24 protein-coding genes and 1 tRNA gene are annotated in these 25,103 nt (G+C 68.2%); 15 read left to right on the top strand and 10 right to left on the bottom strand.

The genetic code is table 11. The annotated features are described in order from the left end of the window. Positions 1 to 25 precede the first annotated feature (25 nt). Together ST3T6A_RS0104310 and ST3T6A_RS0104305 are read right to left on the bottom strand one after the other, a co-directional pair. The gene (locus tag ST3T6A_RS0104310) at positions 26 to 2,080 is read right to left on the bottom strand and encodes a M13 family metallopeptidase (RefSeq protein ID WP_019831666.1); all 2,055 of its coding nucleotides are present in this window, start codon (positions 2,078 to 2,080) and stop codon (positions 26 to 28) included. A 101-nt stretch (positions 2,081 to 2,181) separates the two neighbouring features. Continuing rightward, entirely contained in the window at positions 2,182 to 3,798 is a 1,617-nt protein-coding gene (locus tag ST3T6A_RS0104305) for an FAD-dependent oxidoreductase (protein WP_019831665.1), read from the bottom strand. A gap of 144 nt (positions 3,799 to 3,942) precedes the next feature. Between ST3T6A_RS0104305 and ST3T6A_RS0104300 the strand changes: the two genes are divergently transcribed. Next, complete coding sequence (locus ST3T6A_RS0104300) at positions 3,943 to 4,905, top strand: 2-hydroxyacid dehydrogenase (protein WP_019831664.1); 963 nt, start codon at positions 3,943 to 3,945, stop codon at positions 4,903 to 4,905. A 77-nt stretch (positions 4,906 to 4,982) separates the two neighbouring features. Here the strand turns inward: ST3T6A_RS0104300 and ST3T6A_RS0104295 are convergent. Then, a tRNA-Ser gene (locus ST3T6A_RS0104295) sits at positions 4,983 to 5,072 on the bottom strand. Between the two features lie 125 nt (positions 5,073 to 5,197). Between ST3T6A_RS0104295 and hspQ the strand changes: the two genes are divergently transcribed. From hspQ to ST3T6A_RS0104245, 10 genes are all read left to right on the top strand, one after another. Then, positions 5,198 to 5,590: a heat shock protein HspQ gene (gene hspQ, locus ST3T6A_RS0104290; protein ID WP_019831663.1), complete on the top strand. Its 393-nt coding sequence runs from the start codon at positions 5,198 to 5,200 to the stop codon at positions 5,588 to 5,590. A 127-nt stretch (positions 5,591 to 5,717) separates the two neighbouring features. Next, positions 5,718 to 6,071, top strand: a complete 354-nt coding sequence (gene rplU / locus ST3T6A_RS0104285) for a 50S ribosomal protein L21 (RefSeq protein ID WP_019831662.1) — start codon at positions 5,718 to 5,720, stop codon at positions 6,069 to 6,071. A gap of 29 nt (positions 6,072 to 6,100) precedes the next feature. After that, a complete protein-coding gene (gene rpmA / locus ST3T6A_RS0104280; protein WP_019831661.1) occupies positions 6,101 to 6,370 on the top strand; it encodes a 50S ribosomal protein L27 in 270 nt (89 codons plus the stop codon). 199 nt (positions 6,371 to 6,569) lie between these two features. After that, positions 6,570 to 7,085 carry a GNAT family N-acetyltransferase gene (locus ST3T6A_RS0104275; RefSeq protein WP_019831660.1) on the top strand — a complete coding sequence of 172 codons (516 nt, stop codon included), beginning with the start codon at positions 6,570 to 6,572 and terminating at the stop codon, positions 7,083 to 7,085. 271 nt (positions 7,086 to 7,356) lie between these two features. Continuing rightward, positions 7,357 to 8,415 (top strand): GTPase ObgE, encoded by a 1,059-nt coding sequence (gene obgE / locus ST3T6A_RS0104270; RefSeq protein WP_019831659.1) that lies wholly within the window; start codon positions 7,357 to 7,359, stop codon positions 8,413 to 8,415. 66 nt (positions 8,416 to 8,481) lie between these two features. Next, positions 8,482 to 9,609, top strand: a complete 1,128-nt coding sequence (gene proB / locus ST3T6A_RS0104265) for a glutamate 5-kinase (protein WP_026359413.1) — start codon at positions 8,482 to 8,484, stop codon at positions 9,607 to 9,609. Then, positions 9,606 to 10,532 carry an NAD-dependent epimerase/dehydratase family protein gene (locus ST3T6A_RS0104260; RefSeq protein WP_019831657.1) on the top strand — a complete coding sequence of 309 codons (927 nt, stop codon included), beginning with the start codon at positions 9,606 to 9,608 and terminating at the stop codon, positions 10,530 to 10,532. Before proB ends, ST3T6A_RS0104260 begins: the two co-directional genes overlap by 4 nt. 80 nt (positions 10,533 to 10,612) lie before the next feature. Next, on the top strand, positions 10,613 to 10,861 hold the full coding sequence (locus ST3T6A_RS0104255; RefSeq protein WP_019831656.1) for an acyl carrier protein: 249 nt from the start codon (positions 10,613 to 10,615) through the stop codon (positions 10,859 to 10,861). Beyond that, positions 10,858 to 12,102, top strand: coding sequence for a serine palmitoyltransferase (gene spt / locus ST3T6A_RS0104250; protein ID WP_019831655.1), 1,245 nt, complete (start codon positions 10,858 to 10,860; stop codon positions 12,100 to 12,102). Before ST3T6A_RS0104255 ends, spt begins: the two co-directional genes overlap by 4 nt. Positions 12,103 to 12,195: 93 nt before the next feature. Next, the gene (locus ST3T6A_RS0104245; protein ID WP_019831654.1) at positions 12,196 to 14,232 is read left to right on the top strand and encodes an ATP-binding protein; all 2,037 of its coding nucleotides are present in this window, start codon (positions 12,196 to 12,198) and stop codon (positions 14,230 to 14,232) included. Here the strand turns inward: ST3T6A_RS0104245 and ST3T6A_RS0104240 are convergent. The 3 genes from ST3T6A_RS0104240 to ST3T6A_RS0104230 are packed head-to-tail and all read right to left on the bottom strand — an operon-like array spanning position 14,189 to position 16,589. Next, a complete protein-coding gene (locus tag ST3T6A_RS0104240; RefSeq protein WP_019831653.1) occupies positions 14,189 to 15,085 on the bottom strand; it encodes a hypothetical protein in 897 nt (298 codons plus the stop codon). The two genes, ST3T6A_RS0104245 and ST3T6A_RS0104240, sit on opposite strands and share 44 nt — an antisense overlap. Before the next feature lie 5 nt (positions 15,086 to 15,090). Continuing rightward, positions 15,091 to 16,062, bottom strand: coding sequence for a diacylglycerol/lipid kinase family protein (locus tag ST3T6A_RS0104235; protein WP_019831652.1), 972 nt, complete (start codon positions 16,060 to 16,062; stop codon positions 15,091 to 15,093). Next, positions 16,062 to 16,589 carry a DUF2141 domain-containing protein gene (locus ST3T6A_RS0104230; RefSeq protein ID WP_019831651.1) on the bottom strand — a complete coding sequence of 176 codons (528 nt, stop codon included), beginning with the start codon at positions 16,587 to 16,589 and terminating at the stop codon, positions 16,062 to 16,064. Before ST3T6A_RS0104230 ends, ST3T6A_RS0104235 begins: the two co-directional genes overlap by 1 nt. Positions 16,590 to 16,717: 128 nt before the next feature. Here ST3T6A_RS0104230 and lptF point away from each other — a divergent pair, with 128 nt between their 5' ends. The 4 genes from lptF to ST3T6A_RS0104210 all read left to right on the top strand — a co-directional run bounded on the left by lptF (position 16,718) and on the right by ST3T6A_RS0104210 (position 21,187). Further along, positions 16,718 to 17,929 carry an LPS export ABC transporter permease LptF gene (gene lptF, locus ST3T6A_RS0104225; protein WP_019831650.1) on the top strand — a complete coding sequence of 404 codons (1,212 nt, stop codon included), beginning with the start codon at positions 16,718 to 16,720 and terminating at the stop codon, positions 17,927 to 17,929. Beyond that, entirely contained in the window at positions 17,929 to 19,047 is a 1,119-nt protein-coding gene (gene lptG / locus ST3T6A_RS0104220) for an LPS export ABC transporter permease LptG (RefSeq protein ID WP_019831649.1), read from the top strand. Before lptF ends, lptG begins: the two co-directional genes overlap by 1 nt. A gap of 124 nt (positions 19,048 to 19,171) precedes the next feature. Next, entirely contained in the window at positions 19,172 to 19,945 is a 774-nt protein-coding gene (locus ST3T6A_RS0104215; RefSeq protein WP_037537599.1) for a sterol desaturase family protein, read from the top strand. Positions 19,946 to 20,017: 72 nt separating this feature from the next. Next, positions 20,018 to 21,187: a hypothetical protein gene (locus tag ST3T6A_RS0104210; RefSeq protein ID WP_019831648.1), complete on the top strand. Its 1,170-nt coding sequence runs from the start codon at positions 20,018 to 20,020 to the stop codon at positions 21,185 to 21,187. Positions 21,188 to 21,194: 7 nt separating this feature from the next. Here ST3T6A_RS0104210 and ST3T6A_RS19235 read toward each other — a convergent pair whose 3' ends face one another. The 4 genes from ST3T6A_RS19235 to ST3T6A_RS0104190 are packed head-to-tail and all read right to left on the bottom strand — an operon-like array spanning position 21,195 to position 24,968. Beyond that, positions 21,195 to 23,048 (bottom strand): M20/M25/M40 family metallo-hydrolase, encoded by a 1,854-nt coding sequence (locus tag ST3T6A_RS19235; RefSeq protein WP_157602403.1) that lies wholly within the window; start codon positions 23,046 to 23,048, stop codon positions 21,195 to 21,197. A 26-nt stretch (positions 23,049 to 23,074) separates the two neighbouring features. Continuing rightward, positions 23,075 to 23,848 (bottom strand): exodeoxyribonuclease III, encoded by a 774-nt coding sequence (xth, locus tag ST3T6A_RS0104200; RefSeq protein ID WP_019831646.1) that lies wholly within the window; start codon positions 23,846 to 23,848, stop codon positions 23,075 to 23,077. Positions 23,849 to 23,887: 39 nt separating this feature from the next. Continuing rightward, complete coding sequence (gene erpA / locus ST3T6A_RS0104195; protein WP_019831645.1) at positions 23,888 to 24,223, bottom strand: iron-sulfur cluster insertion protein ErpA; 336 nt, start codon at positions 24,221 to 24,223, stop codon at positions 23,888 to 23,890. A gap of 43 nt (positions 24,224 to 24,266) precedes the next feature. Then, positions 24,267 to 24,968, bottom strand: coding sequence for a M23 family metallopeptidase (locus ST3T6A_RS0104190; RefSeq protein WP_235785722.1), 702 nt, complete (start codon positions 24,966 to 24,968; stop codon positions 24,267 to 24,269). Between the last annotated feature and the right edge of the window lie 135 nt (positions 24,969 to 25,103).

Here is a 25,103-nt window from a genome sequence, read left to right as displayed (position 1 = left end):
CGCAGCCCCGCCTGATCCCGGCCGCTTACCAGACGCGGACGCGCTTGTCGGGCGCCAGATAGAGGCTAGAGCCCGGCGTCACCCCGAACGCCTTGTACCAGGCATCGAGGTTGCGCACCGTCTGCGCGCGGAAGCGGGCCGGCGCGTGGACATCGGTCGCGACGCGCGTGCGGAGCGCCTTGTCGCGGATCTTCTCGCGCCAGCTCTGGGCGAAGGCGAGGAAGAAGCGCTGGTCGCCGGTCATGCCCGCGATCACCGGAGCGGGCTTGCCGCCGAGCGAGGCGTGATAGGCCTCATAGGCCGCCGTCAGGCCGGCGAGATCGGCGATATTCTCGCCCAGTTCCTGCTTGCCCTTCAGGTTGAGCCCCGGCAGCGCGACATAGGCGTCATATTGCGCGGCGAGCGCGGCGCCGGCCTGCTCGAAATGCTGGAAGTCGGACGGCGTCCACCAGTTGCGCAACCGGCCCTCGGCGTCGAAGTCGGCGCCGGTATTGTCGAAGCTGTGGCTCACCTCATGGCCGATGGTGGCGCCGATCGAGCCATAGTTCACTGCCGGATCGGCCTTCGGATCGTAGAAGGGCGCCTCCAGGATCGCGGCCGGGAAGTTGAGCGCGTTCTGGAGCGGCAGGTTCACCGCGTTCACCGTCTGCGGCGTCATCCACCATTCGGCGCGATCCACCGGCTTGCCGATCTTGGCGACCTGATGGCGATATTCGGCGAGCTGGGCGCGGCGGAAATTGCCGACCGGATCGTCCGCGCGGATGTCGAGCCCGGCATAGCTGCGCCACGTCTCGGGATAGCCGATGCCAACGCGCATCGTCTCGATCTTGCGGCGCGCCTCGGCCTTGGTGGCGGACGCCATCCAGTCGAGCGCGGCGACGCGGCGATCGAAGGCGGCGAGGATGCCCTTCACCATCGTCTGGATGTCCGCCTTGGACGAGGCGGGGAAATAGCGCCGGGCATAGATCTGGCCCACCGCATCGCCGAGATCGGTGTTCACCTCGGCGATGGCGCGCTTGTCGCGGGTGCGCTGCTGGGGCGTGCCGTTCAGCGTCTTGCCGTAGAAATCGAAATGCGCGTCATCCAGCGCCTTCGGCAGCGCGAAGGTGACTTCGTTGATGCGGTGAAAGGTCAGCCAGTCCTGCCAGTCCTGAAGCGGCTCGCTCGCCACCAGCGCGGAAAGGCCTGTGATCGCGGCCGGCTGCCAGGCGAAGAAATCCTGCTGGCCGGGGAGTTCGGCCGCCGTGAAGAAGGCGTCCCAGTCGAGCCCCGGCGCCTTGGCGGCGAAGTCGGCCCGCTTCCACGGATTGTTGGACTTGTGGATGTCCTGGCTCGTCTCGATGTCGGCGTGGACGGTGGCGATCTTCATCTCCAGCGCCACGATCCGGTCGGCCCGCGCCGCCGCATCGGAGACGCCCGCCAGCGTCAGCAGCTTCTCGACATAGGCGCGGTACGCGGTGCGGATCTCCGCCATCTCGGGCGTCTTGGAGAGATAATAGTCGCGATCCGGCAGGCCGAGGCCGCCCTGCATCAGATAGGGCACCGTGCGGCTGGGATCGTCGAGCGACTGGGTGACGAACAGGCCGAACAGGTTCTCGGTCGAGAAATTGGTGTCGTTGATCGGATCGGTGTCCGAACGGACCGTCGCGCCCAGGAAGGTGGCGAGCGCGTGCTTGTCCTTCAACGCCGTGATCCGGGCCAGCTCCGGCTGGACGGGCGCGAGGCCCCGCTTCTCGATGCCGGCGGTGTCCATGAAGGCGGCATAGTCGTCGGCGATGCGGCGCGCGTCGGTGCCGCTCGCGGGGTTGGACTTCGCGGACGACTGGATGATGTCGGCGGTGCGCGCCTCGGCCTTCTTGAAGACGTCGAGGAAGGTGCCGGTGCTGGAACGGTCCGCCGGAATCTCGGTGCGGGCGCGCCAGCCGCCATTGGCATAGGCCTCGAAATCGTCACCCGGCTTCACGGCCATGTCCCGCCCGGTCAGATCGACACCGCCGGCCGACGGCGCCGGCGCGGCGGCGACCAGCATCGGCGCGACAAGGCCCATCGCGGTCGCGACGAGCAGATGGCGCATCCCCATTGTCTTCTCCCTTGAATTTGTCGTTATGGCGAGACGGCTAGCCGCTCGCCCGGCACCGCGCCAGCGCTTTCACGACGCCCGCCACCGCCGCGGCCGGTCGATCAGCCGTTGAGATGCTCCCAGACCTTGGAGATGACGACGGAGCCCTCGCCCACCGACGAGGCTACGCGCTTGACGGAGCCCGCACGGACATCGCCCACGGCGAAGATTCCCGGTTGCGAGGTCGCATAAGGCGATCCGCCGCCCGCGGCATCGCCGGTCAGCACGAAGCCCTTGTTATCGAGCGCGACCAGCCCCGACAGCCATTCCGTGTTGGGCGCCGCGCCGACCATGACGAACAAGGCGCAAATGGCGATTTCGCGCTCCGTCTGGTCCCGCACGTTGCGGATGGTGACGGTTTCGAGCTTGTCCGTGCCGTGGAGCGCCACGATCTCGGCGCCATATTCCACGGTGATGGCAGGGTCCGCCTCCAGGCGGCTGGAGAGGTAGCTCGACATCGACGTGGCAAGCGACGCCCCGCGCACCAGCACGCGGACATGACTCGCCGCGCGGCTCAGGAACATCGCCGCCTGCCCGGCCGAATTGCCGCCGCCGATGACGATCGCCTCGGCCTCCTTGCAGAAGCGCGCCTCATTCTCCGTGGCGGCGTAATAGACGCCGGCGCCTTCGAAGTCGGCGAGGCGGTCGATCGGGAGCCGCCGATACTGGACGCCGGTCGCCACCACCACCGCGCCGGCCCGTATGCGCTGGCCATTGTCGAAGGTGGCACAGAACTGGCCGTCCCCCAGCCGTTCAAGCTTCACCACGCGGCGCGGCACGACGAAGCGCGTGCCGAACTTCATCGCCTGAACCTCGCCTCGCCAGACGAGATCGGCGCCCGAAATCCCCGTCGGGAAGCCCATATAATTCTCGATGCGGCTCGACGTGCCCGCCTGCCCGCCGATCGCGATATCGTCGACGACCAGCGCGCTCAGCCCCTCGGCCCCCGCATAGACGCCCGCGGCCACGCCGGCCGGGCCGCCGCCGACGATGAGCACGTCGAACGGCTCGCACTCGGCGAGATCGCGATTGATCCCGAGCAGGCGCGCGACCTTCTCAGGCGTCGGATCGGCGACGACCTCGTCCCGCCCGAAGATCACGGCCGGGCGCCCCGCATCGATGGCGCAACTCTCCGAAATCCGCGCAGCCTCGGGGCTGGCCGTGTCGTAGGAGGCATAAGGCAGGCGGTTGCGGCTGGCGAACTCGGCGATGCGCCGGATATCGCGATCCTCCTCCTCGCCGATCAGGACGAGCATGCCGTCGCGCGCATCGAGCTGGCGCCGCCGGCGCGCGGCCAGCACGGTGATGACGATGTCCGACATCTCCGGGATTTCCGACATCAGCCGCATCATCGTCGCTCGCGGCACTTCGATCGCCCGCGTGTCGCGGGCGGCGCGCATCGGCATCGTCCAGCTACCGCCATAGAGGAACGAGATCTCGCCCATGAACTGGGTCGGCCCGAGCGTCGAAGGCACGTGGCGCTCGCCGGTGAACGGATTCATGACCTCGATCTCGCCGTCTTCGACATAGACGAAGCGGTCGGCCGGATCGCCGGGCCGGACGATGACGGTGCCCGCCGCATAATGAGCGACCTTCCCCGCCTCGCGCAGCGCATCGACATGCGAAGCCGCCAGGGGCACGCGCTGCATCTCCCGGAGATCCCGACCGATGGTTTCCATTCCCCGCCTCTCCTGACGACCCGGCCCGATCATAGCGATCACTCGGACTGTTGTCAGAGACCAAAGCGGGTAGGCCGCGGCCAGGCGACGATCGACACTCGCGCGATCGGTGTCATCGGATCATTCGGGCGCTATTGAGAGCGCATGACCACCCCCGAGATCCTCATGCCGGCGCCCATGCTCGCCAGCGTCATCACGGCGCTGGACGAGCGCTTCGTCCTGCACCGCCTGTGGGAGCAAGCCGATCCCGACATCTTTCTGGCGACCGTCGCCCCCCGCATCCGCGGGCTGGCGGCGAGCACGCTCGCCGGCCGGATCGACGGAAGCTGGTTCGATCGTCTGCCCGCCCTCGAGATCGTCGCCAATTTCGGCGTCGGATACGACAATGTGGACGCGGGCGCGGCCGCCGCGCGCGGCATCATGGTCACCAACACGCCGGGCGTCCTCGACGAGGAAGTAGCCGACCTGACGGTGGGCCTGCTGCTGGCCACCCTGCGCCGCATCCCCCAGGCCGATCGTTACGTCCGGGAAGGCCGGTGGCCAATCGCCCCCTTCCCGCTTTCGCCCACGCTGCGAGGGAGGCGGATCGGCATTCTGGGGCTGGGCGCGATAGGCAAGGCGGTGGCGCGGCGCCTCGAAGCGTTCGGCGTGCCGATCGCCTACCATGGGCGATCGAGGCAGGCCGGGGTGCGCTACGATTATTTCGATACCCCGGCGGCGCTGGCGGCGGCATCCGACGTGCTCATCTCCATCGTGCCCGGCGGACGGACGACGAGGCGACTGATCGACGCCGAAGTCCTGGCGGCCCTCGGAGCGGAGGGTGTGCTCATCAACGTCGCCCGCGGAAGCGTCGTCGACGAGGCCGCCCTCGTCGCGGCACTGGAGGCCGGCACGATCCTGGGCGCGGGACTCGATGTCTTCGAAGACGAGCCGCATGTGCCCGAAGCGCTGCGCAGCATGCCCAATGTCGTGCTGCTGCCCCATATCGGCTCGGCCTCGCAGCGGACACGCGCCGCGATGGGAAGCCTGGTGGCCCATAATCTCACGAGCTGGTTCGAGAGCGGACGTGCGCTCACCCCCGTGCCCGAGACAGCCAATATGGGATGATATGCGTGACCCCTATTTGCAGCACGCAATTTCCGCTGGAAAAAGCGATGGCCAGCAAGGGGTTCTTGGGAGGATCGTGGCGGAGAGGGTGGGATTCGAACCCACGGTGAGCTTGCACCCACAACGGTTTTCGAGACCGTCCCAATCGACCACTCTGGCACCTCTCCGCGAGATCGCTGACGGGCCGTGGGAGGCGCCGTCATGGTCGTGAGGCGCGGCCATTAGCGACACTTTCCGAGCTTGCCAAGCGTCAATCGCTTGCCTCGCACAATAAGCGTCCTAGATAAGGTCCATGGACACTCATTCCGACATTGCCGTGCGTCCCTCCAACGCCCCGGAAGCCCTGCTGGCAGCGCCCAGCATCGTCCATGCGCGATTCTCGGTGGGCGACATCGTGCGCCATCGCCTGCTCGATTTCCGCGGCGTCGTGTTCGACATCGATCCGGTCTTCGCCAACACCGAGGAATGGTATCAGGCGATTCCCGAGACGATCCGCCCGGCGAAGGACCAGCCCTTCTACCATCTGCTCGCCGAGAACGCCGAATCGAGCTACGTCGCCTATGTCAGCCAGCAGAATCTGGTGGCGGACCATAGCGAGGAGCCGGTGGAGCATCCCGCGCTCGAAGGCCTGTTCGACGGATTCACCGAGGGCCGCTACACGCTGCGCCGCGAGCATCGCCACTGAGCGTCATCACGGCGTCGCTTTTCATTGACAGTCGGGCCCGAATCCCTTAGCGGGCCAGCTTTCCGCGCGGAGCCGTGGGGCTACCCGCCTCATCCCGCGCGTCAGGTCTAGAACTAAAGAGAGAGCCATGTTCGCTATCGTGCGCACGGGCGGCAAGCAGTATCGCGTCGCCGCCGGAGACAAGATTGTCGTCGAGAAGCTCGCGGGCGAGGCCGGCGAGACCGTTACGCTGGACGACGTTCTGTTCGCCGGCGAGAACGGTGAAGCCAAGGCGACCGATGGCCTCTCGGTTTCGGCCAAGATCATTGCGCAGGCGCGCGGCGAGAAGGTGATCGTCTTCAAGAAGCGCCGCCGTCATAACTATCGCCGTCGCAACGGCCATCGCCAGTATCACACGATCCTCGAGATCCTGTCGGTTGGCGGCGCCGAGAAGAAGGCGAAGAAGGCCAAGGCCGACGCCCCCGTGGCGGCGGAAGCCTGAGCGCGAACGAGCCCAAGGAGTAATCGACAATGGCACATAAGAAAGCAGGCGGCTCCTCGCGCAACGGTCGCGATTCGGCTGGCCGTCGCCTCGGCGTCAAGAAGTTCGGTGGCCAGGAGGTCATCGGCGGCAACATTATCATCCGTCAGCGTGGCACCAAGGTGTACGCCGGCGTGAATGTCGGCATGGGCAAGGACCACACCCTGTTCGCGCTGACCGACGGCCGCGTCCGCTTCCACGAGGGCAAGCTCGGCCGCAAATATGTGTCGGTAGACCAGCTCGCGCAGGCTGCCGAGTAAGTCGGACGATCATGGGGATCGTCCGCAGGGGCGATCTCCGGGTTCTGCGATAAGTGCGGAATCCAAGAGGGAGACGGGTCGCCCCGTCTCCCTTTCTTTTTGTCTCCCCGCTGAAACTTTCTGTCGTAACCCCGTAACCTCCGGCGCCTAGGGGCGTTGTCGGGCGGAGGGTGCGGAGAGGCAAAAAAGAGATACCGCCATGTTTGCAAGGACCGAACGGCTGCTGTTGCGGCCGGGCTGGGGCGAGGATGCTCCCGCCCTTTTCAACGCGATCGCGGATGAGGCGATCGTGGACAAGCTGCCGGGTACGCCCTGGCCCTATCGTGCCGAGGATGCCGAAGCCTATCTCGCGCGGGACAGGAAGCCCGGCGAGCTGCCCGAGCTGCTGATCTATGCCCGTACCCACGGCGCGCCCCGCCTCGTCGGCGGCATCGCGCTGCGTGAGGACGGCGAGGAAGGCGCCGAACTGGATTACTGGATCGCCCGCCCCTGCTGGGGCCTGGGTTTCGCCACCGAAGCGGGGAAGGCCGTGGTCGACATGGCCCGCGACGGCCTGCGCCTGCGTTCGCTGCGCTCGGGCCATTTCGTGGACAATCCCGCGTCCGGCCGCGTGCTGGAGAAGCTCGGCTTCGTCCCCACGGGCGAGGTGGAAGAGCGCTGGAGCGCGGTGCGCGGCGAGAAGGTCGACTGCCTGATGTACGCCCTCGCCGCCTGAGCGATCGGGCGGGGAGCGGCGCGCGCCCTCCCCGCCCTTGCTCGCCGCTCCGGCGAATCGGCAGGGAATCGCCTGTGGAAACCGTGCGGGGTGAATCGCCCTCGCCGCTGACGGACTCGAATCCGCGACGCCGCCCGCCGCGCGGATGCGCAGGGGTGGCGCCCGAAGCCAATTCCCGCTATGGGAGCGCCCTTTCGCGACGCATGGTCCTGCCGCCCCGGCTTGTTCCGGGATGCTGTCCCTTGTCGCCAAGCCGACCGTTGGATCGCCCATGCATTTTCTCGACCAGGCCAAGATCTTCATCCGCTCCGGCGCCGGCGGCCCCGGCGCGGTCTCGTTCCGGCGCGAGAAGTTCATCGAATATGGCGGACCGGACGGCGGCAATGGCGGCAAGGGCGGCGACATCATTTTCGAGGCGGTGCCCGGCCTGAACACGCTGATCGACTTCCGCTACACGCAGCATTTCCGCGCCCCGCGCGGCAAGGGCGGGTCGGGCTCGAACCGCACCGGCGCGGGCGGCGACGATCTCATCATCCGCGTGCCCGTCGGCACCCAGCTCCTCGACGAGGACCGCGAGACGGTGCTGGCCGACTTCACCGTCCCCGGCCAGCGCCAGGTTTTCCTGCGCGGCGGCGACGGCGGGCGCGGCAACCTGACCTACAAGAGCTCCACCAACCGCGCCCCGCGTCAGCACGGGCCGGGCTGGCCGGGCGAGGAGATGTGGGTGTGGCTGCGCCTGAAGCTGCTCGCCGACGCGGGCCTCGTCGGCCTGCCCAACGCCGGCAAGTCCACCTTCATCAACGCCGTCACCAACGCCAAGGCCAAGGTGGGCGACTATCCCTTCACCACCGTGCGCCCGCAGCTCGGCGTGGTCAGCCATCGTGAGCGCGAGTTCGTGGTGGCGGACATCCCCGGCCTGATCGAGGGCGCGGCGGACGGCGCCGGCATCGGCGACCGCTTCCTCGGCCATATCGAGCGCTGCCGCGTGCTGCTGCACCTCGTCGACGCCGATGGCGAGGACCCGATCGAAGCCTATCGCATCGTCCGCGAGGAGCTGGCCGCCTATGGCGCGGGCCTCGACGATAAGATCGAGGTGTTGGCACTCAACAAGATCGACGCGATCGACGACGAGGAGATGCGCGCCGAGCTGATGGACATGCTGGAGGAGGAGAGCGGCGTGCGCCCCCTCCCCCTGTCCGGCGCCACCGGCGAGGGCCTGACCGAGGTGCTCGATCGACTCATCGAGGCGATCGGCCCGGTCGGTGGCGCGTCGGCCGAAAGCGTCCATTCGAGCACTACGGACGAAGAGACGCCCTGGTCCCCATTGTGAGCCGACGCCGTTCCGCCTAAGCGGGCGGTTCCCTCCTGTTTCTTGCCGGTGGCGTCTGCTGACACGATGACTCGCGCCGAACGCTTTGCCCCTGCTTCCTGTCCCGTGCTGGTCGTCAAGATCGGCTCGGCGCTGCTCGTCGATCCGGCGGGCCATGTCCGCCGCGACTGGCTGGCGGGTGTCGTCGCCGACATCGCCGCCGCCCATGCCGCCGGCCAGCGGATCATCGTCGTCTCCTCCGGCGCGATCGCGCTCGGCGCGCGGCGGCTGGGGCTTCCGGGCGGTGGTCGCGCCAGCCTCGAAGACGCGCAGGCCGCCGCCGCGACAGGGCAGATCGCGCTCTCGCATTGCTGGGCGGAGCTGCTCGGCGGCCATGGCCTCACCGCCGCGCAGATGCTGGTGACGCTCGACGATCTGGAGGATCGCCGCCGCTACCTCAACGCCAGCGCCACCTTCGCGCGCCTGCTGGCGCTGGGCGTGGTGCCGGTGGTGAACGAGAACGACACGGTCGCGACCGAGGAAATCCGCTTCGGTGACAATGACCGGCTGGCCGCGCGCGTGGCGCAGGCCTCGGGTGCGGGTGGCGTGGTCCTGCTGTCCGACGTGGACGGCCTCTACACCGCCAACCCGCAGCGCGACCCGAACGCGAAGCTGATCGAGGAAGTCCCCGTGCTCGATGCCGCCACCATGGCGATGGCGGACACGGGCTCGGCCTCGGGCATGGGATCGGGCGGCATGGTCGCCAAGTTGCAGGCGGCGCGCATCGCGCACGCGGCGGGCGCGCACCTCGCCATCGTCACCGGACGGCGCGACCATCCGCTCGCCGCCTTCGCCGCCGACGGGCGCGGCACCATCTTCCCCGCCGCCGGAGGTTCGGGCGCCCGCAAGGCGTGGCTCGCCGGACGGCTCACCGCGCGCGGGCGCGTGCTGATCGACGCCGGCGCGGCCGAGGCGCTCCATAACGGCGCGAGCCTGCTCGCGGCGGGCGCGACCGCCATCGAGGGCGTGTTCGATCGCGGCGACGTGGTGGACATCCTCGGCCCCGACGGGCACGCCATCGCCCGCGGCCTTTCCGAATATGATGCCGACGAAGCCCGCATGATCGCCGGCCGCCGCACGAGCGAGCTGGCCGACATCCTCGGCCACGCGCCCCGCGCCGCGCTGGTCCACCGCGACCATATGGTGATGCTGTGAGGAACCGGTATCGCACCCTCGCCATCACCGGCGGCACCGGCTTCGTCGGCCGCCACCTGATCGACGCGGCGCTGGCGCAGGGCCATCTCGTCCGCGCGCTGACCCGCTCGCCCCGCCCGCCGCGCGACGGCGTGCAGTGGATCTACGGCTCGCTGGAGAAGCCGCTCGCGCTGACCCAGCTCGTGGCCGGCGCGGACGCGGTGATCCACGTCGCCGGCACGATCAGCGCCCCGGATCGCGCGGGCTTCGCGCTGGGCAATGTCGAGGGCACGCTGGCGATGGTGAATGCCACCCGCGCCGCCGGCATCCGCCGCTTCGTCCACGTCTCCTCGCTCGCCGCGCGCGAGCCGAAGCTGTCACACTATGGCTGGTCCAAGGCGCGCTCGGAGATCATCGTCGCGGCCTCCGCGCTCGATTGGACGATCGTGCGTCCGCCCGCCGTCTTCGGCCCCGGCGACCGCGAGATGCTGGAGCTGTTCCGCGCCGCCAGACGCGGCATCGTGCCGCTGCCGCCCGGCGGCAACCTCTCGGTGATCGCGGCGCAGGACCTCGTGCGCCTGCTGCTCGCCGTGCTGCCCGATGGCGAGGACAGCCACGCAGCGATCTACGAGCCCGATGACGGCCGCCCCGGCGGCTGGACCCACGCCGAATTCGCGCAGGCGATCGGCCATGCTGTCGGCAGGCGCGTGCGGCCTCAGCCCGTCCCCGCCTGGGCGATGCGCGCGGGGGCGAAGATCGATGCTCTGCTGCGCGGCCCCAACGCCAAGCTGACCGAGGACCGGGTGCGCTATTTCCTGCATGACGACTGGGTGGTGAACCCCGATTTCCGGCCGCCCGCGCATCTCTGGCGGCCGCAACTCGCGACCGTGGACGGGCTGGCCATCGCCGCCGAAAGCTATCGCGAGGAAGGGCTGCTCGCCTGAACGGCGCCGTCACGCCCCTGCCCCGTTAACGCCGCAATCGCTTGGCAAGCAGCCCTCGCCGAGACTAAGGATTTGACCCCATGACCGACCGTGCCGAAACCTTCGCCAAGGTGGCGGAGCTGATCGCCCCCTTCAACAAGAAGGGCGTGGACCTCAGCGAGACCACCCGCTTCGCCCAGGATCTGGAGTGGGACAGCCTCACCGTCATGGATTTCGTGGCGGCGATCGAGGACGAGTTCGACATCATCATCACGATGAACATGCAGGCCGAGATCGAAACGATCGGCCAGCTCGTCGACGCGGTCGAGACGCTGAAGGCCAAGGCATGAGCGACGCCGCCCTCCAGTCCGCCGACGCGCCGGCACAGGCGGCGGACCTCTTCTCCAAGTTCGACGGCCTGATCGCCGAGCGCGAGGCGCTGCTCTCGACGGGCGTGCGTGATCCCTTCGCCATCGTGATGGACAAGGTGCTCTCGCCGACCGAGGCGATCATCCAGGGCAAGCCCACCATCCTGCTCGGCACCTACAACTATATGGGCATGACGTTCGATCCGGACGTCATCGCCGCCGGCAAGAAGGCGCTCGACGAGTTCGGCTCGGGCACCACGGGCAGCCGCGTGCTGAACGGCACCTACCAGACGCACAAGGAATGCGAGGACGCCCTCAAGGAGTTCTACGGCACCGAGCATGCCATGGTCTTCTCGACCGGCTATCAGGCCAATCTGGGCATGATCTCGACGCTGGCCGGCAAGGGCGACTACATCATCCTCGACGCCGACAGCCATGCCTCGATCTACGACGGCTGCTGGCTCGGCAATGCCGAGATCGTGCGCTTCCGCCACAACAGCGTCGAGGATCTCGACAAGCGCCTCGGCCGCCTGCCCAAGGAGGCCGGCAAGCTGGTGGTGCTGGAAGGCGTCTATTCGATGCTCGGCGACATCGCGCCGCTGCCCGAGATGGTCGCCGTCGCCAAGAAGCATGGCGCGATGATCCTGTGCGACGAGGCCCATGGCATGGGCTTCTTCGGCGAGCATGGCCGCGGCGTCTACGAGCAGATGGGCGTCGAGAAGGATATCGACTTCGTGGTCGGCACCTTCTCCAAGTCGGTCGGCACGGTGGGCGGCTTCTGCGTGTCGAACCATCCCAAGTTCGAGGTGCTGCGCCTCGTCTGCCGTCCCTACGTCTTCACCGCCTCGCTGCCGCCCTCGGTGGTGGCGACGGCCGCGACCTCGATCCGCAAGCTGATGCACGCCGCCGACAAGCGCGAGCATCTGTGGAAGAACAGCCGCCGCCTCCACAAGGGCCTGCGCGATCTGGGCTTCAAGCTGGGCACCGAGGAGGCGCAATCGGCCATCATCGCCGTCATCCTGCCCGATCAGGAGCAGGCGGTCGGCATGTGGGCGACGCTGCTGGAACTGGGCCTCTATGTGAACATGGCACGCCCGCCCGCGACGCCGGCGGGAACCTTCCTGCTGCGTTGTTCGCTTTGCGCGGAACACCGCGACGAGCAGGTCGGGCAGATCATCGAGATGTTCGCCAAGGCCGGCCGCGCGGTGGGCTGCATCGCCTGAAGGGTTAGCCCGGACCGCCCCTGCGGTTCGGGCCTTCCCCAATTGCGTTTCCCGGCCTAAAATCGGGGCATGGGCCTAGGGGAGAGCGAACGCGTGGACCAGACGGTCTTCAGCGGCAGTGGGGCGGACGATCCCGTGGCTTACCGCCGCTGGATCACGCCACTCAACGTCGGCCTGCTGGTCGGCGCGCTGCTGGCCGCGTCACTCATCATCGTCCTCATCATCCAGGTCGCCGCTTCCAACACCGATCGCGACCGCGCGCTGGAGCGCGAGCGCCACAGCTACGACGTCATGCTCGTCACGCGCTCGATCGACAGCGCCATGGCCCGCGCCGAGGCCTCGCTCGGCCGCTTCGCCACCAGCGGCGACCGCGGCATGGGCACGAGCTATTACAACGACTGGCTCCAGGCCGGCACGCTCATCACCCAGCTTCAGGACATGGCGAGCCATGATCCCGACGAGGCACGGCTCGTCCGCCAGCTCCGCACGCTCTACGATGCGCGGGGCCGCGAACTCGGCCTCACGGCGACACGTGCTTATTACAAGCAGGGCTGGCCTGCGCTGCTGCTGTTCAACAATGCCGGCCATTCCAAGCTGATCTCGGACATCAAGCGCTCGCTCGACGCCATCACCGAGCATGAGCGCGACGTCCTCCAGAGCCGTTACGACCAGTCGGATGCGGCGGCGAGCCAGTCCAACCATCTCGCCAAGCTGCTCTCGCTGACCGGCGTGCTGCTGGTGGTGGCGGCGGGCATCCTGGCATGGCTGGCGTGGAACGCGATCATCACCCGGCGCCACGCCCGCGAGGAAGCCGAGGCCGCCGACGATCGCGCCGCCTGGCTGGAACATGCCGTCGCCGAGCGCACCCGCGCCCTCTCCGACGCCAATGATCGTCTCCATCGCGAGATGACCGAGCGCGCGGCGGCCGAGGCGCAGCTCCGCCAGATGCAGAAGATGGAGGCTGTCGGCCAGCTCACCGGCGGCATCGCGCACGACTTCAACAACATGCTGGCGGTCGTCGTCGGTGGGCTCGATCTCGCCAAGCGCCGGCTGGAGACGGAGGCCGAGGAAGTCGGCCGCCATATCGACAACGCCATGGAGGGCGCCAACCGCGCCGCCGCGCTCACCCGCCGCTTGCTCGGCTTCGCCCGCGCCGAGCCGCTGCTGCCCGAGGCGATCAATCCCAGCGAGTTGATCGAAGGCATGTCCGAATTGATCGACCGCACGCTGGGCGAGCGCGTGACGGTGGAAACGATCGTCGAGCGGGACGTCTGGCCGGTGTGGGTCGATCCGCTCCAGCTCGAGAACGCGATCCTCAACCTCGCCGTCAACGCACGCGATGCGATGGACGGCGCCGGCCGGCTGGAGATCGCGGTCGCCAACTGCACCCTGGCGGCGCGCGAGGTGGGCCAGGCGCCGGCGGGCGATTATGTCCGCATCGCCGTCACCGACACCGGCTCCGGCATGACGCCCGAGGTGCAGGAGCGTGTGTTCGAGCCCTTCTTCACCACCAAGCCGGTGGGCAAGGGCACGGGCCTCGGCCTCAGCCAGATCTTCGGCTTCGTGCGCCAGTCCGCCGGCGAGGTGGCGATCCGCTCGGCGGTGGGGGAAGGCACCACCGTCTCGCTCTACCTGCCGCGCGGCCGCGGCAAGGCGATGCCCGTCGTCGTGCCCGCCACCATCGCGCACCGCCCGCCCGAGCGGCTGCCCGTCCGCACGCCCGAGCCCGCCGATCCGCAGGGCGAGCCCGTGCTGGTGGTGGAGGACGATCCGCGCGTCCGCGTCGCCACCATCGGTGCGATCGAGGAGCTGGGCTATCGCGCGATCGGCTGCTCCAGCGGCGAGGAAGCGCTCGACCTGCTCGCCAGGGAAGGCGACATCCGCCTGATGATCACCGACGTGGTGATGCCGGGGATGACAGGCCCGGAACTCGGTGCCGCCGTCCGCAAGCGCCATCCGCACATCGCGATCCTGTTCGTGACAGGCTATGCCGGCGAGGCGGGGGAAAGCGATCTCGCGGGGCAGGCCGTGCTGCGCAAGCCGTTCACCGTCTCCGCGCTGGAGCGCGCCGTCGGCGATGCGCTGGCTAGCGCACCGCCCCTCCCGAGAGGAGCCGCGGCAGCAGAGTGATCGCGCCGAGGATCGGCCAGCGGCGCTGCCACGGCTTGATCTCGATCGCAGTGCCGGCGTGGCGGTTGATCTTCCACGCCAGATAATCGATCCCGCCCGCGAAGGTGGCGCTGGCCTTGGCGAGGCGCAGCAGGGTCAGCCGCTTGCCGCGCCGCTGGGTCCGCCGCCAGCCCTGGAGTGCCGCATCACGAGACTGGCGTGCGGGAACAAGCGCCCTCGCCGCCTCCAGCACCGGGCCGGTGAAGCGGCGATAGCGCTCCGGGTCGGCGTCGACGATACTGCCGGAACGCGTCTTGCGCTCGGCACGGAGTTCGGCGGCGTAGGTAAGCGCGAAGGCGGCGCGCCACAGGCCGAGCGGATCGGAGGGCTCCGCCGAGAGCGTCGGCAGCGTCCGGGCGATCAGCGTCGGCGCGGCCCGCGCCACCGCCGCGATCACCGCATCGCGCGCCGCGTCGTCCGCCGCCCAGGCGAGCCGCGCCGGCTGGGCGAAGCGCGCCCAGACCGAGGGGTTGTCCGTCTCCGGCCCGGCGAGCCGCGCGAAATCCGCCTCGCTCAGCACGGCATATTTGGCCGCGAGCCCGTCCGCCTCGAAGGGGAAGACATTGGGCGGCACCAGCCGGTTGGCACGCGCCAGCCAGCCGCCGCCATAGGCCGCGCGATAATCCGACACGATCAGGTAGAAATCGAGCATCAGCCCGTCGAGCTGGCTCTCGCGCAGGCACGAACCGTAGAACAGCACCGCCCGCGCCGAGCCCGGATAGCGCGCCGCCACCGCCGCCGCGAGCGCGGCCGCGCGCGGCTCGATCGGCTCGGCCAGTTCGGCCGCCACCAGCCGCGTCAGCGCATCGGCCATGGGGTTTACGCCGCGAGGCTGAGGAATGGCACCGGCTGCGTCGGGGTGAGCACGATGGCGCGGCCCTCGCGCGCCTCGAACAGCTCGCCGTCGAGGATGACGCTGGAGCGCTCGCCCTCGATGCGGATCTCGTCGCCGCGCTCGATATGGACGCCGTTCATCCGCTGGCGGCCGAGCCGCCCGAAGATGCTGGCGAAGGTGGCACCGAGCAGCGAGCCCGGCCGCTGCTCCACCATCATGAGCTGGAGCTTGCCCGCCTTGTCGCCCTGCGCCTGCTTCCAGCCGAGCAGCAGCCGGTGCAGCGTCGTCACGATCAGCAGCGCGAAGGTGCCCGTCACCACGCCCTGCTTCAGCACCGAGACGGAGACCGTCTTGGGCTTGGGCGGCAGGAAATGCGCGCGAACGCCGAAGATCATCGTGAACAGGATCGCCACCGCCGTCAGCACATGGCTGATCGTGTTGGGCAGGCCCAGCGGATAGATCTTGTTGCGGCAATAGAGCATCGAATCGGCCAGCCCCGCGCCGCCGAGGAACATGCCCAGCACCGGCCGCGCATTGGCCTCGCCGTTCGACAGCGCGATCAGCTCGCGCGCGACGATGTGCGGCGCAAGATCGGTGCGCGCGATCTCCATGATGCGCTCCAGCGCCGCCAGCGGATCGCCGACCGCGCCCAGATCGAGCGCGATCAGGTTGGTCTTGCCGTTGGGCAGCACCGCGACCGGCGGCGGCGTCGTGCCGAAATGATCGCCATGATAAAGCTCGGTCAGCGTCGCCTGGACGGTGCCGTCGCCGCCGTTGATGACGAGGATCTTGGGCCGCACGCGCGCGATGGTGCGCAGCGCGTCGCCGATCTGCTCGACCTCTTCGACCTCGTAATGGAACACGTCGCGATGTTCGGCACAGAACGCACGCACCCGCGGCAACAGCGACCGGTTGCCGGTCGACCGCGGGTTGGAAAGAAGAGCAACACGGGCCATCAGCTTGCCGCCTCGACCGGACGGAAGGAGCCGCCCGCCAGATAGTTGAGCGTGATCGGGACCGTCTTCACGCCATGACCGACCTCGACCGCCACCTCGTCCGGCGAGGGCTTGCGCTTCAGCATCAGGTCGAACAGCGAGACGTGCGGATTGCCCGACATGCCGCCACCGTCGGACTTGCCGGTCTTGCCCGTGCCGTCCACGTCATGGCGCACCGACACCGCATAGCGGCCCGGCCCCGGAACCGGCATGCAGACATCGAGGGGGCCGGAAGCCGGCACCTTCGCCTCGACGCGCTTCAGATAGCTGCCCTTGTCGAAATAATGCTCCGGATCGCCGCCATAGGACTGCACGCGGATGGTGCCGCTGCGGACCTTGAAGCCGGTGATGTGGACCAGCATCGCCGGCTCGCCGGCGGGGCAGACAGCGGGCGCGGTCGTCGTGCCCGGAGCGGCGCGCGCCACGACCGGCAGCGCCATGGCGGCGGCCAGCATCACGGCAACGGCACGGACCCGAACTTTGGACATGACCTCGCATCTCCCGGAAGCTATAGGCTCGTGGATCGGGCGGACGGGATCGACGATCCTGTCCTCTCTCCACGGGTGCTAGATCGGCCGCAATTGCGGCCGGAAAATGGTCATGAGGCGTCCAAACCTTGAGATTTCTGACGCTGAACGATCGCTATGTGGCCCGGCTCATCGCGGTGCCGCTCGTCGCGACACTGCTGCTCGCCGCCATGCTGCTGTTGCTCGACAAGATGCTGCGGCTGTTCGATTTCGTCGTGCGCGAAGGCGGGCCGGTGAGCGTCGTGTGGGAGATGCTGGCCAATACCATCCCCGAATATATGTCGCTGGGCATCCCGATCGGGCTGATGCTCGGCACGCTGCTCGCCTTCCGCAAGCTGGCGCTCTCGTCCGAGCTGGACGTGCTGCGCGCGCTGGGGGTGAGCTACGGGCGGCTGCTCAAGGTGCCCTATCTCTATGCGTTCGGCCTCGCCTTCGTGAACCTGCTGATCGTCGGCTTCGTCCAGCCTTATTCGCATTATGCCTATGAGGGCCTGCGCTACGAGCTGCGCTCCGGCGCGCTCGGCGCCTCGATCAAGGTCGGCGAGTTCACCAAGCTCGGCAAGAAGGAGACACTCCGCATCGAGCGCAGCCAGAATGGCGGGCGCGACCTGTCCGGCATCTTCGTCCATGCCGAGAGCCCCGACGGCAAGACCTTCGCGGTGACCGCCGAGCACGGCACCTTCCTCGCGACCGACGATCCCGACACGATCATCTTCCGCCTGCACAACGGCGTGCTCGTCAACAACGCGCCCAATTTCAAGACGCCGCGCGTGCTCTCCTTCACCAGCCACGATCTGCCGGTCGAGCTGCCCAAGGTGGACAGCTTCCGCCATCGCGGCGGGATCAACGAGGAGCTGACCGTGCCCGAGCTGGTCCGCTCCGGCCATAGCGGCAAGGTGACGCCCCAGGAGCGCGCGCAGAGCCGCGCCGAGTTCCACTTCCGCATGGTGGAAGTGGCGATCATGTTCCTGCTGCCGATGCTGTCGGTGGCGCTGGCGGTGCCGCCCAAGCGCTCGTCCTCGGCGCTCGGCGTGTTCCTGTCGATCGTGATGATCGTCACCTATCACAAGATCAACCAGTACGCCGCCGCCGTGGCCGCACTGGGCAAGATCAACCCGATCCTCGCGCTGTGGGTGCCCTTCCTGCTCTTCTCGGCGCTGATCTGGTGGATGTACCACACGCTGGCGCACAAGCCGGGCGGCCAGCCGATCGGCGCGCTGGAACGCGTCGCCGCCCGCACCGCCAAGTTCGTCAAGCGCTGGACCAATTTCGGCCGACGCCGCAACCAGGTGACCGCCTGATGACGCCCGAGTTCCAGTTCTTCCCGTCCAGGACGCTCTCCTGGTACATGGCCAAGGCCTTCCTGATCCGCTCCGCCGCCGTGCTGGCGGCGCTGGTGATCGTGCTCCAGACGCTCGACCTGCTCGGCGAATCGGGGGACATCCTCGCCTATCAGGGCAATGGCGACGCGCAATTGTGGCATTATGTGGCGCTGCGCCTGCCGCAGATCATCGCGCGCTTCCTGCCCTTCTCGGTGCTGCTAGGGACGCTCATCACGCTGGTGACGCTCAACCAGAACTCGGAAGTCATCGCGATGAAGGCGGGCGGCGTTTCCGCTCACCAGATCCTCGCCCCGCTGGTGCTCGCCTCGATGGGCATCGCGGTGCTGTCCTTCACCTTCAACGAGCGCATCGTCACCCGCGCCACCGCGACGCTGAATGCGTGGCAGGACGTGAATTACGGGCCCGCCCCTAAAGGCCGCGGCATCCCCACCAATGTCTGGGTCCGCGACGGGGACGACATCGTCCACGCCGACCAGGTGACCGGCCATGGCTCCGGCGTGCACCTGAGCGACATCACCGTCTATGATCGCGACGGCGGCGAGTTGCGCCGCATCTTCAAGGCCCCCTCGGCCGTCGCCCGGCCCGGGCCGAACGGCACGACGGCCGGGTGGGTCGCCACCAACGTGACCATGTTCGACGTCGTTTCCGGCAACGAGCTGCACATGGCGCGCTACACCTTCGGCGTGCACGTCACGCCGGACCAGTTCACGCTGGCCGACATCTCCGCCGACGAGCGCTCGCTGTCGGACCTCGGCTCCGCCATCGACGATCTGAGCGAGGCGGGCCGTCCGACGGGGCCGCTGCGCACCGGCTGGTGGCACAAGCTCTCCGGTCCGCTCTCTTCGCTGCTGATGCCGCTGCTGGCGGGCGTGGCGGCGTTCGGCCTCGCGCGATCGGGCGCGCTGTTCGTCCGCGCGGTGATCGGCATGGCGCTCGGCTTCGCCTATTTCGTGGCGGACAATTTCGCCGTCGCCATGGGCAATCTCGGCGCCTATCCGCCCTTCCTCGCGGCGTGGGCGCCCTTCTTCCTGTTCTTCCTCATCGGCGAGACGGTGCTGATCCGCACCGAGGAATGACGCGCAACGGCCGCCTCGCCGCGGCCGCTCCCGTCACAAGCCTGCCCCAATCGCGCCGCATTGCCCGAGCATAGGCCCTCGCTGGGGAGTCGAGGCAAGCGCACGGCACAAGGACGTTGAGTAAGTGAGCACCACCACCATCCGCCGCAAAGGCTTCTGGTCCCAGTCGCACTATCTCGACCGGATGACATTCAAGGACCTGGTGGTCGCCTACCTCCAGTATCCGGCGATCATCATCTATCTGGGCCTTGCCGCCGTCTCCATCGGCGCCTGGTTCTATCAGCCCGCCTCGATCGGCCGCTCGCTGCTGGCGATCGCGGTGTCGGTGCTGCTCTTCCCCGTGGTCTGGTATTTCCTCCACCGCTGGGTGCTGCATTCGCAGTGGATGTGGAAGGTGTCGTGGCTCGCGGGCACCTGGAAGCGCATCCATTACGATCATCACCAGGATCCGAACCATCTCGAGGTGCTGTTCGGCTCGCCGATCAACGTCGTGCCCACCGTCGCAATCTCGACCATCCCGGTCGGCTATGCGATCGGCGGCTTCGGCGGTGCGGCGGCGGCGTTCGCCACGGGCCTGATCCAGACCTGCGTGAACGAGTTCTTCCACTGTATCCAGCACCTCGCGTACAAGCCGAAGAACAAGTGGCTGTTGATGATCAAGCAGCGCCACATGGAGCACCACTTCCACGACGAGAACGGCAATTACGGCATCACCAACTATTGGTGGGACCATCTGGCCGGCACCTATTATGCCGGCGCGTCCGCCCGCAAGAAGAGCCCGACCGTCTTCAACCTCGGCTACACCGACGAGATCGCCGAGAAATACCCCAAGGTGCGCGATCTTTCGGGCGGCATCACCTCCACGGCCGAGTTCCGCCGCCGCAACAAGGCCGGCTAAGCAACAAACGCCTAGACACGCGCCCGCCATGGCCTAAGGCTCGCCCTTGAGTAGGGAGCTAAGGGACAGGAAATGGCGGGCGCGATCACGATCATCGAGGCGAAGACGAAGGCCGAGAAAAAGCGCTACGTCGACGTCCAGTTCCGCCTCAATGCCGCCGATCCCGCCTGGATTCCGCCGCTCAAGGACGAGGTGATGGGCCTCATCACGCCGGGCAAGAACCCCTGGTTCGGCCACGGCCACGGCAGCTTCTTCATCGCCACCCGCGACGGCCGCGACGTCGGCCGCATCTCCGCCCAGATCGACCATCTCTGGGCCGACATGCCCGAGGAGCAGGGCGGCGGAAAGGCCACCGGCAACTGGGGCATGTTCGAGGCCGAGGACGCCGAGGTCGGCGCCGCGCTCATCGCCCATGCCGAACAATGGCTCCGCAAGGAGGGCATGAACCGCGCGGTCGGCCCGATCTCCATCTCCATCTGGGACGAGCCCGGCCTGCTGGTGAAGGGCCATGACCACTCCCCCACCGTGATGATGGGCCACAACAAGGCGGTCTATGAACAGTGGATCGAGGCGGCCGGCTACAAGGGGATCAAGGATCTCCACACCTATGATCTCGACATCACCAAGCAGTTCCCGCCGCTGATCCAGCGCATCGTGGCCTCCGGCGAGCGCAACCAGCGCATCACCATCCGCGAGGTGGACAAGAGCAAGTTCGCCGAGGAAGCGGCGCTGGTGCTCGCGATCCTCAACGATGCCTGGTCGGACAACTGGGGCTTCGTGCCGCTCACCGACGACGAGATCGCCTATGCGGGCAAGAAGCTGAAGCCGATCGTCTTCAACGAGCTGATCCGCATTGCCGAGGTGGAGGGAGAGCCCGTCGCCTTCATGATGACGCTGCCGGACCTCAACGAGATGCAGGCGGACCTGAACGGCGACCTCTTCCCGTTCGGCTTCATCAAGCTGCTGTGGCGCCTCAACGGCGGCTTCTCGGGCCGTCCGACGGTGCGCACCGTGCGCGTGCCACTGATGGGCGTGAAGAAGAAGCTTCAGGCCACGCGCCTCGCATCCCAGCTCGCCTTCATGATGATCGAATATATCCGCCGCGATTCGGTCGCCAAGTTCGGCGCCTCGCGCGGCGAGATCGGCTGGATCCTGGAGGACAATCAGGGGATGGTCTCGATCGCCGAAGCCATCGAGAGCAAGATCAACCGCGTCTATCGCATCTACGACAAGGCGCTCTGAGCGGACCTCATTTGTCGAGGCTGTAGGCGGGAACCGTCGGCGCGATCGGATCGGTGCGGACATGCACCGCGATCGCGCCGGCCATCACCAGCAGCACAGCAAGCGCCACCAACGCCCAGCGCGGCGCCCGCTCATACCGCGCCAGTGGCCAGAAGGCCGCCGCCAGCACGAGCAGGAAGAGGGCCACCATCTCCGGCAGCCCCGCGCCGATGCCGAGGAAGGCGAGATGGGCCAGCGGCAGGAGCGGTGCGCTCACTACCGCCGCGCCTCCGGCGACCACCGCCCAACCCGCGCCACGCGCAAACGACGCGTCCATCCACGCGACGATCAGCGCGACGAGCGCCAGCACCAGCGCCGGAACGGCCAGCAGCCACGCCGCCAGCGACGCCCCCACCTGCGCGCCCAGCGCTCCCAGCAGCAGCACACCGATCAGCGCCAGCCAGCTGCCCCATAGCCCCGAGCCCGCACGGGGCGCGGACCATGCCGCGATCATTCCGGCCAATACGCAGGGCGGCACCAGCCCGAGCCGCCCGCCCAGCACCAGATCGAGCAGCGCCAGCGCGAGGATGGGTACAAGGCCCACGGCCCGATAGCTCGACCGACGCAGCAGGAACAGGCCGCCCAGCAGCGCCATACCGGCCAGCACCGCCTGCGCCTCCAGCATCGGCAGGGCCGCCAGACGGTCGTAATAATTGGGATGCCGGGTGCTACCGGAAAGCAGGTTCAGCGCGTTCAGGGCAAGCGTCGCATGGCTCGCGAGCCAGACCGGCAGCGCCAGCCCCTCACAAACGGAACGCAGGCTCAGCAGGCCCGCTCGTCGGGCGCCCAGCCCGGCTCCGATCAGCGCCACCGCCGCGCCGATCAGCAGCCACCAGCCGGTCGCGACGCCATAATGGATCATCCCGGCGCCGCCGGTGTCGAAGAAGACGGCATCCGTGCTCCGCGCCGGCAGCGCGGCCGCGAAGGCGAGCGCGGAGACGATTCCCAGCGCCTGATCGCCCATGTCCTGCATGGATCGAGGGTCCAGCCGATCGATCGTCGCGCGCGGCGAGTGATAATATTGCGGCCGCCCCATGATGGCGAAGTTGAAGCCCGGCAACCCCTTCTCGCGCACGGGCGTGAAATCCGTGTCGTTGGGCATCCGGCGATAGGCCATGACCGACAGCGAATTGGCGACCGGATGGGCGACGCTCTTCGCGAACAGCGCCATCATCGCGCCGTTGCCGGCCCCCGTCTCGAACATGGTGGCGCGTCCGCCTGCGCCCCGCGCCTCCAGATTCACCACCACGCCGACATGCCCCGCCGCGCCGTCATGCGGCCAGAAGGCACGCGCGCCGGAGAGGCCGATCTCCTCGCCGTCGGTGAACAGCACCACCACGTCGCGCGCCGGCACGCCCCTCGCCTTGATCGCGCGGAGGATCTCCAGCGCCGAGGCCACGCCGATGCTGTCGTCGCCGCTGCCGGGCGAGCCCCAGACCGTGTCGTAATGCGCCATCAGCGCGACGGCGGGCAGCGTGCGATCACGCCCCGGCAGCACCGCCAGCACATTCACCACGTCGTTGGAGATCACCTCCGCGCCGGTCCAGCGGCGAAGCGTCTTCGCGCCCCGAGGATCGATCAGATAGCGCCGCTCCTCCGGGGCGAGCCCCAGCGCGCGCAGGCGGGCGACGAGATGCTCCCGCACCCGCGCATTGTCCGCGCTGCCGGTGGGATGCGGGCGCATTGCGATCGCGTGAACATCCGCCATCGCCCGCCCGGCCGAGAAGACGGTGGGCGGCGCCGAAGCCGGCACGACGGGCGGCGGCATCGCCGCGCGGATGCAGGCGAACAGCGTGACGGCCACCGCTAGCAGCAGCGCCACGATCCGCACGGCGCGCGCGCCCTCGCTCAGCGCAACTCTACCCAGGCCGGCGCGTGGTCGGACGCCTTCTCACGGCCGCGCACATGCTTGTCGATATTGGCGTCCACCAGCCGGTCCGCCGCCTGCGGGGAGAGCAGCAGATGATCGATGCGGAAGCCCGCGTCGCGTGCCCACGCACCGGCCTGATAGTCCCAGAAGCTATACATCCGTGCAGGCTCGGGATGGCGGGCGCGGATCGCGTCGGTCCAGCCCTGATGGATCAGCGTACGGAACGCCGCCCGGCTTTCCGGCTGCATCAGCGCATCGCTCGCCATCGCGCTGACCGAGAAGGTGTCGAGATCGGTCGGTATGACGTTGTAGTCGCCCGCCAGCACCACCGGCCGCTCCTCGGCCAGCAATTCGTGCGCGTGAATCTGGAGGCGGCGCATCCAGTCGAGCTTGTAGTCAAACTTGGGGCCCGGCTGCGGGTTGCCGTTGGGCAGGTAGATCGATGCGACGACCACGCCATCCACCTCGGCCTCGATATAGCGGCTCTGGACATCCTCGGGATCGCCCGGAAGGCCTCGCCGCCGCTCGACCGGCAACTGGCCCCGCGCCAGCACGGCAACACCGTTGAAGCCCTTCTGGCCATGCCAGACGACGCCATAGCCGGCATCCTCGATGGCGGATTGCGGGAATTTGTCGCCCTCGGCCTTCAGCTCCTGAAGACAGGCGACGTCGGGCTTCGCCTCGTCGAGCCATTCGAGCAGGCGCGGCAGGCGGGCGTTGATACCGTTGACGTTGAATGTGGCGATACGCATCCGGGCATTCCTAGCCCGGTCATGCGCCCGCCGGAAGGGTCAGATCGAGAAGCTCGATCCGCAACCGCAGCCGGAGGCCGCCTGCGGATTCTCGACGCGGAAAGCCGCACCGCCGAGCGATTCGACATAATCGACGTGCGAACCGCGCACGAGATCGAGGCTGACCGAATCCACCACCAGCGTCACGCCGTCGCGCACCGCCGTGACATCATCCTCCGCCACCACGTCGGCGAGGCCGAAGACATATTGGAAGCCGGCGCAGCCGCCGCCGTCCACCGAGAGGCGCAGCATCGCGGGCTTGCCCTGCTTCGCGGCGATCGCCGCCACGCGCGCGGCGGCGGCAGGGGTCAGGTCGATGGCGGTCTGTTCGGTCATGGAAGCGAGATAGGAGCCCGGGAGCGCCGGATCAACGGGTCGATCAATCGGAGTCGGGGTCCTCGGGGCCGCCCATCGCCATCTGCGGCTCGCCCTTGTGGGTCGGCGCGGTGCGGTTCTGGAGGGCGGTCAGGTAATCGGCGGTCTGGAGGAAGGGCATCGGGTTGACGGCGCGGCCGTCGATGCGGACTTCGTAATGGAGGTGGCTGCCGGTCGAGCGGCCGGTCGAGCCCATCAACGCGATCAGGTCGCCGCGATGCACGCGCTGGTTCTCGTGCACGAGAATCTGCGAGAGGTGGCCGTAGCGGGTCTCGAGGCCCTTGCCATGCTCGATCTGGACGAGGTTGCCATAACCACCGGCGCGCTCTGCGCGGCTGACGATGCCGTCGGCGGTCGCATAGACCGGGGTGCCGATCGGCGCCGCCATGTCGAGGCCCGGATGCATCGCCGCGGTGCCGCGGAACGGATCGGAGCGGACGCCGAAGGACGAGGTGTAGCGGAATTCCTTGACCGGCTTCTGGGAGGGGACAGAAACCAGACCGCCATGGGGCACCGCGTCCATGCGCTTCCAGCTATCGAACAGCGAGCGGAACATCGGATCGGCCTTGGCGCCGAGCGTGGTGGTGGAGACGGCGTCGAAGGCGCCGACCGAAGCCGTGGCGGTCGCGGTCGCCGGATCGGCGGCCAGCGCCGGGCTCGCCGCCAGCGCGCCCATCGCCAGTGCAGCGGTGGAAATGATTTTCATGGAACGGCGAAGCGCGGGGAACCGAACGATGTCGGCCGCGTTGGAGTTACGGTTGATCATCAAGCTCACGATACCATCCACCTTGCACAGACCCCCGTCAGAGGGCCCCTCCCCCCGGCGCGTGGCGCTTCTTTT

The sequence above is a fragment of the Sphingomonas sp. PR090111-T3T-6A genome, from assembly GCF_000383095.1.
Taxonomy (GTDB): Bacteria; Pseudomonadota; Alphaproteobacteria; order Sphingomonadales; family Sphingomonadaceae; genus Solisphingomonas.
The sequence above is the reverse complement of the archived record's forward strand: the minus strand, read 5'-3'. Positions and strand labels throughout refer to the sequence as shown.